Source organism: Actinoplanes oblitus (assembly GCF_030252345.1).
GTDB classification, from domain to species: Bacteria; Actinomycetota; Actinomycetes; order Mycobacteriales; family Micromonosporaceae; genus Actinoplanes; species Actinoplanes oblitus.
This window is the reverse complement of record NZ_CP126980.1, coordinates 198,335-213,504: the sequence shown is the minus strand read 5'-3', so window position 1 is coordinate 213,504 and position 15,170 is coordinate 198,335. Positions and strand designations below refer to the sequence as shown.

General features: G+C 70.3%; 17 protein-coding genes. 3 read left to right on the top strand and 14 right to left on the bottom strand.

The features are described from left to right. Positions 1-182 precede the first annotated feature (182 nt). Entirely contained in the window at positions 183-458 is a 276-nt protein-coding gene (locus Actob_RS01000; RefSeq protein WP_185038736.1) for a BldC family transcriptional regulator, read from the top strand. A gap of 1 nt (position 459) precedes the next feature. Here Actob_RS01000 and Actob_RS00995 read toward each other — a convergent pair whose 3' ends face one another. Genes Actob_RS00995 through Actob_RS00985 form a run of 3 tightly spaced genes read right to left on the bottom strand, consistent with a single transcriptional unit; the run spans position 460 to position 3,558 of the window. Beyond that, on the bottom strand, positions 460-1,077 hold the full coding sequence (locus tag Actob_RS00995; RefSeq protein ID WP_284918033.1) for a UbiX family flavin prenyltransferase: 618 nt from the start codon (positions 1,075-1,077) through the stop codon (positions 460-462). A gap of 58 nt (positions 1,078-1,135) precedes the next feature. Continuing rightward, on the bottom strand, positions 1,136-2,101 hold the full coding sequence (mqnP, locus tag Actob_RS00990) for a menaquinone biosynthesis prenyltransferase MqnP (protein ID WP_407653533.1): 966 nt from the start codon (positions 2,099-2,101) through the stop codon (positions 1,136-1,138). Beyond that, a complete protein-coding gene (locus tag Actob_RS00985; protein ID WP_284918032.1) occupies positions 2,098-3,558 on the bottom strand; it encodes a menaquinone biosynthesis decarboxylase in 1,461 nt (486 codons plus the stop codon). Before Actob_RS00985 ends, mqnP begins: the two co-directional genes overlap by 4 nt. Before the next feature lie 81 nt (positions 3,559-3,639). Between Actob_RS00985 and Actob_RS00980 the strand changes: the two genes are divergently transcribed. Further along, positions 3,640-4,506 (top strand): hypothetical protein, encoded by an 867-nt coding sequence (locus Actob_RS00980; RefSeq protein ID WP_284918031.1) that lies wholly within the window; start codon positions 3,640-3,642, stop codon positions 4,504-4,506. 246 nt (positions 4,507-4,752) lie between these two features. Here Actob_RS00980 and ccsB read toward each other — a convergent pair whose 3' ends face one another. Genes ccsB through hemL form a run of 6 tightly spaced genes read right to left on the bottom strand, consistent with a single transcriptional unit; the run spans position 4,753 to position 10,707 of the window. Next, positions 4,753-5,745 carry a c-type cytochrome biogenesis protein CcsB gene (gene ccsB / locus Actob_RS00975; protein ID WP_284918030.1) on the bottom strand — a complete coding sequence of 331 codons (993 nt, stop codon included), beginning with the start codon at positions 5,743-5,745 and terminating at the stop codon, positions 4,753-4,755. Further along, positions 5,745-7,355, bottom strand: a complete 1,611-nt coding sequence (resB, locus tag Actob_RS00970; protein ID WP_284918029.1) for a cytochrome c biogenesis protein ResB — start codon at positions 7,353-7,355, stop codon at positions 5,745-5,747. The genes ccsB and resB overlap by 1 nt, the downstream gene beginning before the upstream one ends. After that, positions 7,352-8,149: a cytochrome c biogenesis CcdA family protein gene (locus Actob_RS00965; protein WP_284918028.1), complete on the bottom strand. Its 798-nt coding sequence runs from the start codon at positions 8,147-8,149 to the stop codon at positions 7,352-7,354. Before Actob_RS00965 ends, resB begins: the two co-directional genes overlap by 4 nt. Beyond that, positions 8,149-8,706: a TlpA family protein disulfide reductase gene (locus Actob_RS00960; protein WP_284918027.1), complete on the bottom strand. Its 558-nt coding sequence runs from the start codon at positions 8,704-8,706 to the stop codon at positions 8,149-8,151. The genes Actob_RS00965 and Actob_RS00960 overlap by 1 nt, the downstream gene beginning before the upstream one ends. 1 nt (position 8,707) lies before the next feature. After that, on the bottom strand, positions 8,708-9,364 hold the full coding sequence (locus tag Actob_RS00955) for a histidine phosphatase family protein (RefSeq protein WP_284918026.1): 657 nt from the start codon (positions 9,362-9,364) through the stop codon (positions 8,708-8,710). Beyond that, positions 9,361-10,707 carry a glutamate-1-semialdehyde 2,1-aminomutase gene (hemL, locus tag Actob_RS00950; RefSeq protein ID WP_284918025.1) on the bottom strand — a complete coding sequence of 449 codons (1,347 nt, stop codon included), beginning with the start codon at positions 10,705-10,707 and terminating at the stop codon, positions 9,361-9,363. The genes Actob_RS00955 and hemL overlap by 4 nt, the downstream gene beginning before the upstream one ends. Positions 10,708-10,831: 124 nt before the next feature. On the opposite strand from hemL, the gene Actob_RS00945 reads away from it, so the two are divergent. Next, positions 10,832-11,158, top strand: a complete 327-nt coding sequence (locus Actob_RS00945; protein WP_284918024.1) for an STAS domain-containing protein — start codon at positions 10,832-10,834, stop codon at positions 11,156-11,158. Here Actob_RS00945 and Actob_RS00940 read toward each other — a convergent pair. The 5 genes from Actob_RS00940 to Actob_RS00920 all read right to left on the bottom strand — a co-directional run bounded on the left by Actob_RS00940 (position 11,132) and on the right by Actob_RS00920 (position 15,164). Next, on the bottom strand, positions 11,132-11,635 hold the full coding sequence (locus tag Actob_RS00940) for a GNAT family N-acetyltransferase (RefSeq protein ID WP_284918023.1): 504 nt from the start codon (positions 11,633-11,635) through the stop codon (positions 11,132-11,134). The genes Actob_RS00945 and Actob_RS00940 overlap by 27 nt on opposite strands. Positions 11,636-11,699: 64 nt before the next feature. Beyond that, on the bottom strand, positions 11,700-12,461 hold the full coding sequence (locus Actob_RS00935) for a hypothetical protein (protein WP_284918022.1): 762 nt from the start codon (positions 12,459-12,461) through the stop codon (positions 11,700-11,702). Beyond that, the gene (locus tag Actob_RS00930) at positions 12,458-12,961 is read right to left on the bottom strand and encodes a SigE family RNA polymerase sigma factor (RefSeq protein ID WP_284918019.1); all 504 of its coding nucleotides are present in this window, start codon (positions 12,959-12,961) and stop codon (positions 12,458-12,460) included. Before Actob_RS00930 ends, Actob_RS00935 begins: the two co-directional genes overlap by 4 nt. 54 nt (positions 12,962-13,015) lie before the next feature. Continuing rightward, complete coding sequence (locus Actob_RS00925) at positions 13,016-14,524, bottom strand: pectate lyase (protein WP_284918018.1); 1,509 nt, start codon at positions 14,522-14,524, stop codon at positions 13,016-13,018. A gap of 91 nt (positions 14,525-14,615) precedes the next feature. Continuing rightward, a complete protein-coding gene (locus tag Actob_RS00920; protein WP_284918017.1) occupies positions 14,616-15,164 on the bottom strand; it encodes a response regulator in 549 nt (182 codons plus the stop codon). Between the last annotated feature and the right edge of the window lie 6 nt (positions 15,165-15,170).

The following is a 15,170-nucleotide window of genomic DNA, read 5'->3' as shown; positions in this document are numbered from 1 at the left end:
ACTCACGCCCGGTAGCGGCGAATGGGGGGCAGGATAATGATCGTTGTCGCAATCGGGGCTTTTTCCGTATTTCACGGACTTGGTTCAGGGGCGGTGCTCTAATGGCTTTACGTCCCGATCGAGCATGCCGACACTCACCGTGACCACCGGCCGCTCCAGAAAACAGAACCGAGGAGGGGGTTGTGGACACTGGAGACCGTCTGCTGACGCCGGGTGAGGTGGCCGCGTTGTTCCGCGTCGATCCGAAAACGGTCACGCGTTGGGCCGCAGCCGGGCGTATCGGCAGCATCCGTACTCCGGGTGGACACCGCCGATTCCGCGAATCCGAAGTCAAGGCCCTGCTTGAGGGCGACGGCGTGATCGAGGAGATGCGCGAGGACGACGCGGCGAACAAGCCGCGGAACAGCGGCCCGACCAACCCGGGTGCGGGTTACGGCCCGCCGAACGGTCTGCGCTGAACTAGCGCTCACCGAGCCGTCCGCTCCATCGCCGCATCAGGGTGTGTGACACACCCAGCGAGTCCAGCACTTTGCCCGCAATGAAATCGACGAGTTGCTGTGCGGTGGCGTCTGCCCCGGACCCGTAGAAACCGGGACTGGCCGGCAGCACCACCGCACCGGCATCCAGCAGGGCGATCAGATGCTCGAGGTGACTGCGCGTCACCGGCGTCTCCCTCGGCACCAGCACGGTCCGTCGCCGCTCCTTCAGGTTGACCTCGGCAGCGCGCTGCAGCAGGTCCTTGGAGAGCCCGATGGCGATGCCGGCACACGCCGCCGTGCTGGCCGGCACCACCGCCATCCCGCGCGCCGGATAGGAGCCGCTGCTCGGCCCGGCCGCCAGGTCACCGGCCGGCCAGTACGCCAGGTCGCCGAGATCCCGCCCCAGCCACGCTGCCACGTCGTCCTTCCAGTGCGCGTCCCGGATCGTCGCACCGGTCTCGTCCAGCAGGGTGAGCCGGGCGGCCCGGGAGACGACCAGGTCGACGGGCTCACCGGCGTCCAGCAGTCCGGTGATCACCGCCTTGGCGTAGGGGGTGCCGGAGGCGCCGGAGACACCGATGATCCAGGGTTGCCGCATCCCTCCAGTGTGCTACTTGACCACGGTGAGCTGCGCGGAGGCACGAGGGCCGATCCGGTTACATCCCGATACCCGCCGCCAGGGGCGTGAACCGGCCGGCGACGAGCAGGTCGAGGACCGCGAACAGGAAGAGCGCGATGCCGACGAAGCCGTTCGCGGTAAAGAACGCGCGGTTGACCTTGGAGAGGTCGTCCGCGGTGACCACCACGTGCTGGTAGACGAAGGCCACCGCGGTCAGGGCCAGGCCGATCCACCAGAACCAGCTGAGCTCGACCAGCTGACCGAACCAGACGAAGAGCGCGAACGTGACGATGTGCGTGGCGGTCGAGATGTGCAGCGCGGTACGCACGCCGAACCGGGCCGGCGTCGAGTGCACCCCGATCTTCCGGTCGATCTCCACGTCCTGGCAGGCGTAGATGATGTCGAACCCGCCGATCCACAGGCCGACCGCGACGCCCAGCACCCAGGCCGGGCCGGAGCCGTGGAACGTGCCGGTCATCGCCAGCCAGGCGCCGACCGGGGCGACCGCCTGGGCCAGCGCCAGCACGTAGTGCGGGAAGTTGGTGAACCGCTTGGCGTACGGGTAGATCACCAGCGGGATCACCGCGAGCGGGGAGAGCGCCAGGCAGAGCGGGTTCAGCAGGCCGGCCGCGACGACCAGCAGCACCAGCGAGATCAGCGCACCGGTCCAGGCGGTACGCAGGCTCACCGCGCCGGTGACCAGCTCGCGGTTCTGGGTACGCGGGTTGAGCGCGTCGATCTTGCGGTCCAGGATCCGGTTCGCCGCCATCGCGAACGTCCGTCCCGACACCATGGCGACCGTCACCAGCAGCAGGTCGACCCAGTGGATGCCGGTCGAGTAGTACCCGTCGGCGTCCGGCTCCAGCCCGGTCAGGTCGACCGGCTGCGCCGTCGCGACCAGCGCGGACAGGTAGGCGAACGGCAGCGCGAAGACCGAGTGCTCGATCGCCACCAGCCGCAGGAAGGCTTTGATCTTGCCAGGAGGTGCTTCCAAAGCCGTCACAGCCCGTATTCCTTCCACCGCTTGTCGACCAGGGAGACGACCTCCGGCGACATCACCATCTCCTCCGGCCAGCCCCGGGTGTAGCCCTCGGCGGGCAGCTTACGGGTGGCGTCGACGCCCGCCTTGCCACCCCAGAACTGCTGGTACGACGAGTGGTCCAGGTGGTCCACCGGCCCCTCGGTGAGCAGCAGGTCGCGGGCGTAGTCGACGTTGCCGAACGCGCGGAACGCGACCTCGTTGTAGTCGTGCACGTCGCAGTCCTCGTCGACCACCACGATCAGCTTGGTCAGCGACAGCAGGTGCGCGCCCCAGATCGCGTTCATCACCTTCTGCGCGTGCTTCGGGTAGCGCTTGCGGATCGACACGATCAGGCAGTTGTGGAAGACGCCGGCGGCCGGCATGTCGTAGTCGACGATGTCCGGGATCAGGATCTTGGCCAGCGGCAGGAAGATCCGCTCGGTGGCCTTGCCCAGGCCGTGGTCCTCCTGCGGCGGCTGGGACGTGACGATCGAGTGGTAGACCGGGTCCTTGCGCATGGTCATGCACTCGATGTGCAGCACCGGGAACGGCTCGACGGGCGTGTAGTAGCCGGTGTGGTCGCCGAACGGGCCCTCCGGGTGCCGCTCCCCCGGCTCCAGGTAACCCTCGAGGATCACCTGCGCGTTCGCCGGGACCTGCAGCGGCACGGTCAGGCAGTCCACCATCTCCACCCGCTCGCCGCGCAGGAACCCGGCAAACAGGTACTCGTCGATGTCGCCGGGCAGTGGCGCGCTGGCCGCGTAACAGACCACCGGGTCGGCGCCGATCGCGATCGCCACCGGCAGGCGCTGCCCGAGCCGCTCGGCGACCGCGTGGTGCGCCGTCGAGTCCTTGTGGATCTGCCAGTGCATGCCGAGCGTGTTCCTCGAGTGCTGCTGCAGGCGGTACAGGCCCAGATTGCGCTTGCCGGTCTCCGGGTGCTTGGTGTGGGTCAGCCCGAAGTTGTGGAAGATGCCGCCGTCGCCGGGCCAGACCTGCAGCCCGGGAAGCTTGTTCAGATCGACCTGGTCGCCCTTGAGCACGATCTCCTGGCAGGGCGCGACCTTGACCTTTTTCGGCGGCACCGACTTGAGCTGCAGCACCTTGGCGATGCCCTCGCGGATCCCGGCCCAGCCGACCGGCAACTCCGGCCTGGCCAGCTCGCCGATCCGGTCACCGACCTCGTCCAGCGACCCGACGCCGAGCGCCATCGCCATCCGCTTCTCGGTGCCGAACAGGTTGATCGCCACCGGCATCTCACCGCGCGTCGGCTTCTCGAAGAGCAGGGCCGGCCCACCGGCCCGGACCGTGCGGGTCACCACCTCGCTGATCTCCAGCGTCGGATCCACCGGAACGGTGATCCGGCGCAGCTCACCGGCGGACTCCAGGGCGGCGAGGAAGCTCTGCAGATCGGCATAGGGAAACCCACGAGACGCCATGACCCACAGTCTGGCACCGCACCGGCTTATTCCGGAGTTCAGGTCCGTCACTCTTGATCTGCGCCTCACGTTGAGGAGGACGTGAAGCGGCGGAACGTGATCAGGTGGTGGGCTCTGCTCGGGCTGCTGGCCGGGGTCGCGATCGCCGCGCCGGCCGTCTCCGCGCGCGCGGATCGGCTGCCGGCCTGCGGCTCTCCCGGACCGGCCTCCCGCCGGCCACCTCCGGTGCGGGCTTCGCTGTCGGCTCGCGGCGCCTGCCGGGCCGCGGTTCTCGAGTCTTCGGTACGCCAGGTCAAGCCGCCCGGGTTCACCCCGAGTGGCTATCACCACCTGGGCGCCGCCACCGCTACCGAGTGGAGTGGGGTCTCCGGCCGGTTCGCCGTGGTGGACGGCTCCATCCGGCCCGGCACGTACGACTTCATCGCCGGCCGCTTCATGGTCAAGCGGGACCTGGGCAAGGGTGGCATCGCGTGGCTGGAGGCCGGGTGGGCGGAGACCGGGTGGCGGTCGCCGGGGCAGCCGCACATCTACACGTACAACACGAACACCCGGTCCTGGCAGTTCTACGACCAGTACCAGGTGCGGCCGGGCGACACGGTGTGGCTGGACGTGCACACCGACGCCGGTGGGATGTGGCAGGCCTGGCTGTGGTGGAACGACCGCTGGAACCTGCTGACCGCCCAGAAACTGCCGATCGGCACCTCCGCCTCCGTCGAGCAGTACGTCGAGGTGCACGTCGACGACAAGAAGCCCGGCCGCATCGACGTCCCCTCGGTCAAGGTGGACAACGTCCAGCTGCGCCCACCCGACGGCGGCCCGCCCCGCTTCTGGCGCGAGGACGTGCCCACGCTGACCGGCGTCACCCCCGGCCAGCAGCAGCGCAGCGGCGGCTTCTGCCTCGACTGGACCACCCGCTACGACACCTGGACCGCCGGCGACTGTGTTTGATTGCTCCGCTTCGCTCCGCGCGCGAAACGCCTGGTGACCGGTGAGGAGGCAGCGTTTCGCGGGACAAAGCGGGGTGGAGCGGGGTTTTGATCTCCGGAACCACCCACGGGCAGTGCAGGGTGGGCTGATCGCCATGGACGCGCAGCGGCCAGATCAGCCCGCCCGGCCCGCGCGGGAGCATGCGATCCGCACCCCCGCGGACCTGCGTAAATAAAGATCTTTATGGGGTCCTACCGGCGTCAGCGATCAACCCGCATTGGCATAGCTGTGGAGGCCTTCGAAGAACAGGTTGACGCCGAAGAGGTTCATCAGCATCGTCACGAAGCCGAGCAGGGCGATCCACGTCGCCACCGTCCGCTTCACGCTCGGCGTCGCGCGGGCGTGCAGGTAGGCCGCGTAGACGATCCAGGAGATGAACGCCCAGACCTCTTTCGGGTCCCAGCCCCAGTAACGCCCCCAGGACGCCTCGGCCCACAGCGGCCCGGCGATCAGCGCGCCGAAGGTGAACAGCGGGAAGGCGAACGCGTGCAGCCGGAAGGTGAGCCGCTCCAGAGCTGTCGCCGAGGTCGGCACCCGCTTGCCGAGGGTGAAGGGGAAGCTGCGCTTGCCCTGGTCATAGCCGTTTTTGACGAGGAACATGGCGGCCGGCACCGCACCGATCAGGAAGATGCCGGACGAGATGATGATCGTCGAGACGTGGAAGATGAACCAGTACGAGTGCAGGGCCGGGACCAGCGGGCCGACCGGGGTGTAGGCGATCAGCGCGGCCGCGCCGAGCAGCATCACCAGGGCCAGCGAGGAGAACAGGCCGAGGTGCCGCAGGGCCGGGCGGCGCAGCAGCACCGCCATGAAGACCGTCGAGCCGACGAAGGTGGCCGAGAGGATGTACTCGTACATGTTGCCCCACGGCATCCGGTCGGCGGCGATTCCGCGGGTGACCAGGGTGCCCAGGTGCAGGGCAAGGGCGACGACGTTGAGCACCACGGCGATCCGGCCGACGATCTCGCCGCGCCCCGGCTTGACCGGCGAGTCGGAGGTGACCGGCGGGTCGGACGGGACCTCGGTGACCGGCTCGTCGCCGGCCGGCGCGCCGGCGCCCACCAGCTGCCGGGCCGGGCGGACCGCCGCCTTGCCGATCCGGCTGCGGCGGCCGAACGCGTACTCCCCCGCGTAACAGACCATGGCGGCCAGGTAGGCCAGCACAGCCAGCGCCATGAGCTGGTCGGACACATTCGCCATCAGGGCGTTCCCTCCTCGGCGGCGGGCTGGGTCAGCGCGGCGAACTCGGCCGCGAAGCCCGGATAATCGGTACGGGGCAGACCACCGGCTTCGATTACGCTACCGCCGGCTTCCTGACCGTTGGCTGGAAGCACCCGGAACCACACGCGACGCCGGTGCCCGAACAGCGAGAGCATCAGGCCGAGCAGGCCGAGCACCGCGCCGACCAGCAGCAACGACTGCGTCGGGTCGTACCGGATGGAGAGCGTGGCGAACTGCCGGGTGCCCAGGAACTCCAGTTTGGTGCCGTCGTCGAGGGTCCACGTCTCGCCGGGACGCAGCGCGTGCGGCCGCTCGCCGCTGACCTTGGTCAGCTCGTGGTTGGTGATCTGGCCGCGGTTCAGGGCGTAGACCGAGCCGGCCTTGCCCACGTCCAGACCCAGGTTGCCGCGGTAGGCGGCGAGGTAGAGGACCGGGTTGCGCTCGGCCGGGAACTTCGAGACGGCGCTGCCGTCGGTGCCGCCGGTCGGCAGGTAGACGCCCTCGAAGCCGACCTGGAGCTTGTCGTCGCGCCGGTTCGTTTTCGGGTCGACGTTGACGTCCGGGAACTGGGCGACGCCCGTGCTGGTCTGCATCGCGTCGGTGGGCAGGAACGGGATGATCTTGGTCTGGCTGACGCCGTACCGGTCGGTGTAGCGCAGGATCGGGGCGTAGCCCTGGCCGATCAGGTGCACGTTGGCGTGGTGCAGCCGGAGCGGGTCGTTGACCGTGAAGCTCTCCGTCCGGTACTGCCCATCACCCTCTTTGACCTGCACCGTGGCCAGGAACGACTTGGGCTGTCCGGTGGTCTGGTAGGTGGCCTCGAAGCCGGTCATCCGCATGCAGAATTTCGGCAGGTCGGCGGCGGTCACCTTGGGACCGAGCGTCGAGTCGTCGTACTGGATGATCGAGTTGCAGAAGCCCTGGTCCTCGCCGGCGACCAGCAGCCGGTTGCCGTGCCAGCCGTACCAGTGACCGAAACCGACGCCGATCAGCACCGCCAGCATGGCGATGTGGAAGAGCAGGTTGCCGGTCTCCTTGAGGTAGCCCTTCTCCGCGGCGACGGTGAACCCGCCGTCCGGCAGTTCCCGCATCCGGGTCCGCCACAGCTTGCGGCGCAGCGTCCGGGCCAGGTCGCCGGCCGCGGCGGCCGGCTCCGCCGGCCGCTCGGCCGCGGGGGCATGCTGCGGCAGGCGGTCCAGCCGTTTCGGGGCCTCCGGGGGTACGGTCCGCAGCGCCCGCACGTGGTCCCGCAGCCGGGGCAGCACGCAGCCGATCAGCGAGGTGAACAGCAGCAGGTAGATCGCCGCGAACCAGGGTGACGCGAAGACGTCGAAGCCACCCAGCCGGTCCACCCAGGGCGCCAGCTGCGGATGCGCGGTGTAGTACTGCGTCACCCGCTCCCGGTTCACCGAGGTCTGCGGGAAGTACGAGCCCGGAATCGCCGCGACGGCGAGCAGGAAGAGCAGGATCAGCGCGGTACGCATGCTGGTCAGCTGCCGCCACGAGTTGCGCAGCAGCGCCCAGAGCGGGTTGATCCGGCGCGGCGGCGGGGCGTCGGCGGTGGCCGGGCGGTCCTCGACGACTGTCACAGCAGCGTCACCTCACCGAAGTTGAGCGTGGTCTGCAGCCAGGTCAGGAAGTGCAGCCACTGGCCACTGACCAGGGTGACCCCGACGACGATGAGCAGCACGCCGCCGACCCGGGTGACCCACCGGCTGTTCCGCCGGATCGCCTTGAAGACCCCGAGGAGCTTGCGGAAGAAGAGCCCGAAGAGCACGAACGGGATGCCCAGCCCCAGGCTGAACGCGAGCGCCAGGATCACCGCCCGGTCGGTCCCGCCGGTGGTGGCGGCCAGGCTGGTCACCGCCCCCAGCGTCGGGCCGGTGCAGGGCAGCCAGGAGACCGCGAAGGCGGCGCCGAACACCGGGGCGCCGAGCAGCCCGGCCGACGGGAGTTTGCTGATCCGGGCCTCTCGCTGCAGGCCCGGGATCCAGCCGAGGTAGACCACGCCGAGCACGATGATCAGGAGGCCGACGACCAGGTTGAGCGTGTCGCGGTTGGTCAGCAGCGTGGTGGCGACGTTGGCCACCAGGGTGACCATCAGCGAGAAGACCACCGAGAAGCCGAGCACGAACAGCAGACTGCCGGCCAGCACCCGGCTTTTCAGGGCCACCGTGCGGGTCTTGGTGACGGTGCCGGCCGAGGTGCCGATCGCCGCTTCCAGGTCCGCGCCGGCCAGGCCGGTGACGTACGAGAGGTAGCCCGGGACCAGCGGCAGCACGCACGGCGACAGGATGCTGACCAGGCCGGCGATCATGGCGGCGCCGATGGCCAGCAGCAGCGGGCCGCCGGACGCCGTGGTGGAGAAGACGTTGCTTTCCATCAGCCGGTCGCCTCCGCCGCCACCCGTTCCACCAGGGGCTGCAGCTCACCGGCGGTGGTCGAGCGGCGCAGCGCGACAGCGATCCGGCCCTGCCGGTCCAGGATCAGGGTGGCCGGCGTGGTGGTCTGGGTGACGTCGAACTTGAGCGCGACGTCGCCCTCGAAGTCGTAGATGCTCGGGTAGGTGACCCGGCCGCGCTCGAACGCTTTCGCCGAGTCCCGGTCGTCGCGCGAGTTGATCCCGAGGAAGGTCACGTTGCTCGCCTTGGTGGCCTGGTAGACCTTTTCCAGGTCGGGCGCCTCGGCCCGGCAGGGCGAGCACCAGGAGCCCCAGAAGTTGACGACCACGACCTTGCCGCGATCGTTTGCCACGTCGTAGGTCCCGCCGTCGAGCAGCTCGCCGGTGACCGCGTCGACCTGCGGGCGGTCCGCCACCGCGCACTCCACCACGCCGTTGGTGGTGGTGCACTTCTTCGCCCAGTTCTCCTCGCCGCCGCAGCCGGCCAGGACGCCGGCGGTGGCGGCCAGGGCGGCGGTGACGGCGAGGAGACGGCGCACGTCAGGCTCCCTTGGCGGTCTTGGCGGTGGCGGAGAGCGCGACCAGGTGTGCGGCCGGCTCGGTGTAGTCGATGCCGACCACCTTGGACCCCTCGAAGCGGAACGAGGTGAGGCTGGCCAGCCCGCACTGCCGCTTACGCGGATCGTGCCAGAGGCGCTTGCCCTCCACGTAGCGCCGCAGCGTCCAGATCGGCAGCTGGTGCGAGACGCAGACCGCCTCGTGGCCCTCGGCCGCCACCCGGGCCGCCTGCAGCGCCTCGAACATCCGCTGTGCGATCACCAGGTAGGGCTCGCCCCAGGACGGGGTGATCGGGTCGCGCAGCACCCACCAGTGCCGGGGGTTGCTGAACGCGCCGTCGCCGACCGAGACCCGCTTGCCCTCGAAGTAGTTCGCGCTCTCGATCAGCCGGACGTCGGTAGCGGTCTCCAGCTCGAACTCGGCGGAGATCGGCGCGGCGGTCTCCTGCGCGCGCTCCAGCGGGCTGGCCACCACGTGCGTGACGTCCCGGCCGGCGAGCGCCTGGGCTGCCGCTTTCGCCATCTGGTGGCCCAGCTCGGAGAGGTGGAAGTCGGGCAGCCGGCCGTACAGGATCTTGGTGGGGTTGAAGACCTCACCGTGCCGGAACACGTGGACGGTCGTCGTGGTCAGCTCGGTCACGCGTTACTCCCTGCGGCTGCGGCCCGCGCCGCGTGTGGCAGCGCGGAAGCGATCTGCTCCAGCGCGGCGTCGTCGATCGCTGTCGAGACGAACCACGACTCGAAGGCGCTCGGCGGCAGGTAGACCCCGCGCGCCAGCATGGTGTGGAAGAACGCCTTGAACGCCGCGGCGTCCTGGGTCCGCGCCGAGTCGTAGTCGGTGACCTCGTTCTCGGTGAAGAAGATCGAGAACATGTTTCCCGCGTACGACAACCGGTGCGGCACTCCCGCCTCGGCCAGGGCGGCCGAGGAGAGCGAGCCGATCGTGGTCGCCAGCTCGTCGAGGCGCTTGTAGACGTCGGCGTCGGCCAGCCGCAGCGAGGTCAGGCCGGCCGCGCAGGCCAGCGGGTTCCCGGAGAGCGTGCCGGCCTGGTAGACCGGGCCGGCCGGGGCGAGCCGGGACATGATCTCCCGGCGGCCGCCGAACGCCGCGGCGGGCAGGCCGCCGCCCATCACCTTGCCGAAGGTGTAGAGGTCGGCGTCGACCGGGTGCAGCCCGGCCCAGCCGCCGGCGGACACCCGGAAGCCGGTCATCACTTCGTCCACGATCAGCAGCGCGCCGTTCGCGTGGGCGATCTCGGCCAGTCTCTGGTTGAAGCCGTCCCGCGGGGCGACCACACCCATGTTGCCCGGCGCGGCCTCGGTGATGATCGCCGCGATCTCGCCGCCGTCCTGGGCGAACGCAGCGGCCACCGCGTCGACGTCGTTGTACGGCAGCACGATGGTCTCGGCGGCCGCCGCACCGGTGACGCCCGGCGAGTCGGGCAGCCCCAGCGTGGCCACGCCGGAGCCGGCCGCGGCCAGCAGCGCGTCCACGTGCCCGTGGTAGCAGCCGGCGAACTTCACGATCTTGGAACGGCCGGTGTAGCCGCGGGCCAGCCGGATCGCCGTCATGGTGGCCTCGGTGCCCGAGTTCACCAGGCGGACCTCGTCGACGGCGGTCCGCCGGACGATCTCCTCGGCCAGGTCGACCTCGCCCGCGGTGGGCGTGCCGAAGCTGGTGCCGAGCGCGGCGGCCCGCTGCACCGCCGCGATGATCTCCGGATGGGCGTGGCCGTGGATCAGCGGGCCCCAGGAGCAGACCAGGTCGACATAACGCCGGCCGTCGACGTCGGTCAGCCACGGACCGCTGCCCTGGGCCATGAAGCGGGGCGTGCCGCCGACCGCGCGGAACGCACGCACAGGTGAATTGACCCCGCCGGGAACGATGGTCTGGGCGCGGTCGAACAGGGCTTGGGAGACCGGGGCGTCCTCCGGGTACGGAAGATCCACGGTGGGATATGTCGTGGTCACAGCGGTTCCCATTCTGTCAGCGGGCACGAGCGCCTATGTTGAGAGGGTTGTTCACGTCACCGGATGATGTCCGGAACAACCCGATCTGACCGCGCCGGACGGGCCGATTCGCGTGTAAGAGGATAGGCTGACCGGCGTGGAGCGACCCGAGCTGTCCATCACGGTTCAGCGCGCCCCCGACGAGGTGATCATGCAGCTCGCCGGGGAGATCGACGTGCTCACGGTCACCGAGCTGTCCACCCTCGTCAACGATCTGCTCGCCGCCGAGCCGCCCGGGCGCATCGTGCTGGACATGTCCGGAGTCACCTTCTGCGACTCCCAGGGCCTGGGCACGCTGGTGGTACTCAGCCGCAAGGCCCAGCACAACCAGACGGTGCTGGCGCTGGCCAACGTGGGCGATTTCCTGATGCGGGTGCTGGACATCACCGGGCTGCGGTCAGCCCTCATGATCAGCACTTCCTGACCCCAGGTCCTTGCGCATCTGCTGGGTGATCACCCGGTAACCGGACGACGCGTAGAGCTTCATGGCGCGGGCGTTGTCGCCGTGGACGTTGAGCTCCAGCGCGCCGATCCCGCGCTCGCGCACGAAGCTCTCGGCGGCGGTGAGCAGGGCCCGTCCGTAGCCGGCCGAGCGATGCTCCTCGACGACCTCGATGTCGAACAGGAAGGCGCAGTCCGCGACGCCGCGCGGATGCTCGAGGGCGATCCACAGCGTGCCGATCACCGCGCCGTCCGGGCGCACCCCGCGCAGGAAGACCATCCCCGGGGTGGCCAGGCCGGCCGGCAGCAGGCTGTCGTGCAGCTCGGCGGAACGCCGCAGCGCCTCGCCGGGACCCCAGACCCCGGCGGTGACCTGGGCATCCGCGTAACCACGCACCTCGGCGCCGCGCCACTCGTCGAACTCCTGCGCGGTCATCTCCCGCAACGTCAGGTCGGGCATACCGCGATGCTGTCACATCCGTCTGAGAGCCCGCCCGGCCATCGCGTCGCCTGTGGACAACGCCTCAGCCGAACGCGCCGCCGGCCTTCAGCGCCGCACCGTTCCCGCTGGTAGCGGTCGCGGCGTAGGTGTCCGCTCCGGCATCGCGACCACCCGGGGCGTACGTGTACCGCGCGAAGAACGTGTACGTCCCCGGCGCCAGCGTGTCCCCGGAGGACAGCGTGAACCGGTAGACCAGCGCATCCGCCTCCTCGGTGACGTCGCTGGTCACGCTCGCGCCGGGCACCTGCTGGCTGCCACCGCGGGAGACCAGCCCGGTCGTCCGGGCCAGCCGGATCGTCACCGACAGCGCGGTCAGCCGCTCGGTGGTCTTGATCGTCACCACGCTGCTGGCCTGCGTCTTGCCGCCCACGTCGACGGACCCGTCCGACCAGAGCGCGGTGGCCGGCGACGCGCCCGGCGTCCGGCTCCGGGTGGGCCGGTGGGTCGCCGGCGGCGACGACGGCGAGCGGCTCGGCGAGGGCGCCGGCCTGGCGGTCTCGGTGACCGCCGGGGCCACCGAGGCGGTGACCACCGGGACCGGCGGCGGGGTGGGGCGTTCCGCACCCATCCCGGCCAGCGCCCACTGGGCGAAGCCACCGCCCCCGACCACGGCGGCCACCGCGGCCGCGGCTCCGGCGATCCGGATCCGCGGCCCGCGCCTCCGCGCGGCCTGGTTCCGCATCGCCGTCCCGGTCACCCGGCTGAGGATCGCGGCCCGGTCGGGCGTGTGTGCCGCCGCCTCGGCGCGCAGCACCGCGCGCAGCTCGTCCTCGGTGAGCGTCACCGCGCCGCCTCCCAACCGTTGATTCGAGCCAGACTGCCGCCGAGCATCTCGGCCAGCTGCTTCGCGCCGCGCGAGGTGGCGCTCTTCACCGCGCCCTCGGAGATCCCCAGGGTGGTGGCCACCTCACGTTCGGACATGTCGAACGCGTACCGCAGCACCACGCAGGCCCGCCGCCGGTGCGGCAGCTTGGCCAGGGCGCGACGCACGTCCAGCACCACGGGCACGTCGGATTCCGGCGCCCGTTTCAGGACTTCCAGGGAGAACAGACGTTCCCGGCTTCGCCTGCGGATCCAGTTGCGGGCCAGGTTCATCAGGATGCCGTGGCCGTACGCCGCCGGGTCGTCAGCGGCCCGCACCCGGTCCCAGTGCCGCCACGCCTCGGTCATCGCGTCGGCGGCCAGGTCGTCGGCGGCCGAGGCGTCCCCGATCATGAGGTACGCGAGCCGCGACAACGAGTCGTAGTGCCGCTCGAAGTAGGCGTGATAGGCGGCGTCGCGCATCGGGACCCTTCAGGCCGGGGTGGCCGCCGGGCTGGCACCCGGCGGCCACGGACATCACTTGAAGGTGATGTCGGAATCCGAGAACTTGCAGTTGACGCCGTCCGCGCCGGTGCCGATCTCGGTCGGTTCCGCGCCGGTGTTGTTGCCCTTGAACTTCACGCAGACCTTGAGGTCGGCGGAACCGACGACGGTGATGCCGGAGAGCGTCGCGGTGTCACCGAAGTTGGTGTTGATGCCGACCAGCGCCTTGGCCTTGCCGGTGGCGGTGACGTTCTGCAGCACTACCGAGCGCTTGTACTGCGTCTTGCAGTTGCCGCACGAGCGGTACAGCTTGCCGTAGTCGCTGACCTGGAAGTTCTTGATGGTCAGCGTGCCGCCGCCGTTGTGCTGGAAGACCTTGTCGTCGGCACCCTTGGCCCCGCCGCCGTTCACCGTGTAGACGGCCGAGGTCCCGCCCTTGAAGGTGGCGGCGTCCTCGCCGACGTTCTCCCACCAGACGTTGGTCAGCGTGCAGGAGCCGAGGCAGTGCACGCCGTCGGCGGCCGGGTCACCCAGGATGACGTTGGACAGGGTGGCGCCGTCGGCCAGCTCGAACAGCGGGCCCTGGTCCTCGTCCTGCGAGCCGCTGCCCAGGGCGCCGCTGCCGAAGTAGCGGACGTTGCCGCCGTCCAGGCTGCTGGTGACCTTGATGGTCGAGGTCACCGGCTTGGATCCGGTCGCGGCCGGCCACGAGGTGGCGGCGGTAGCGGTCTTGGTCGGAACCGGCGAAGCGGTGGCCGTCTTGGAAGCCGTCGGCGAAGCGGTGGCCGTCTTGGTAGCGGTGGGCGAGACGGTCGCGGTCTTCGTAGCCGCCGGTGACGCCGTAGCGGTCTTGGTAGCCGCCGGTGACGCGGTCGCCGTCGCCGGGGAACCGGCCAGCGGGCTCACCGCGACGTCGTCGAACAACGCCGACGCGTGGCTGGTGACCAGCCCGATCCGCCCGGTGCCGGGCAGGGTCCCGGCCCCGGCGCCGATCACGGTCCCGTCCACGTACCCGGTGATCTCGCTGCCCGCGGCGTCGATCCGCAGCGTGTGCCACGAGGTCACCCCGCTCACCGGGGCCGACCCGAGTACCGACACCGCGCTGCCCTTGACCGCCTGCAGTTCCGCCTTCCCGGCGCCCAGCAGGGCCAGCCGGTACATGGTCGAGGAACCGCTGGCCCGGGCGGCCACCCCGGCCAGGCCGCTGCCCAGGCTGACGCCCTTGACCTTGGCCTGCACCGAGTAGTCGGACCACGAGGCCTCGCCGGCGAACACCCGGGCGAGCTCGCTGTCCGTCTTGGCCTGCCGGTACGCCTTCGACCCGTCGGTCACCACCGACCAGGTGCCGCCGGACTTGGTCCAGCCGCTGGCGCCGTTCTCGAAGTCGTCGCTGAACAGCGTGCTGCCGGCCGACGCGTTGGGTACGAGGACCGCCACGAGCGCGGTGACCGCACCGGCGGCACCGGCCGCGCCAAGACCCGTGATCATCCGGCGACGACGCCGGCTCGCGGCCATGGCGTCGTCGGGGTGTGCGTGCCGCATGTTGCTCCTAGCTCCTGGGGGATGAGGCTTCGACCGCTTGTGGCATCGGCGATCAACTTCGTTGCCTCACGTGACCCAGGTCACACCGGAGCTAACTTCCCCAGCGCGCCTTCTCCAGGAGTGCGAGCGCCTCGGTCGCCGCGTCCTCGCCACCGGCCCGCAGCACCCGGGCGGCCTCGTCGACCGTCTCGGTCAGCCGCTCCCACTGCGCATCGCGCTCCCGGGTCGCCTCGGCCTGCGCCTTGAGCTGCTGACTTTTCCCCCACAGCTCGACGAAGATGGAGACCTTGGCGCGCAGCACCCACGGGTCGAACGGCTTGGTCAGGTAATCCACCGCGCCCACCGCGTAACCCCGCAGGGCGAGCTGGGCGTCCCGGTCGGCAGCGGTCAGGAAGAGAATCGGCACGTGCCGGGTCCGCTCCCGCCGCTTGATGTGACTGGCCGTCTCGAAGCCGTCCATGTTGGGCATGTGCGCGTCCAGCAGGATCACCGCGAAATCGTCGGTGAGCAGCTGCTTGAGCGCGGCCTCGCCGCTTTCCACGGCCACCGCCGTGACCGGCAGGCCCTGCAGGATCGCCTCCAGGGCCAGCAGGTTGTCCTTCCGGTCGTCGACCAGCAGTGCTTTGGCGCGCTCACCCACGCGTGC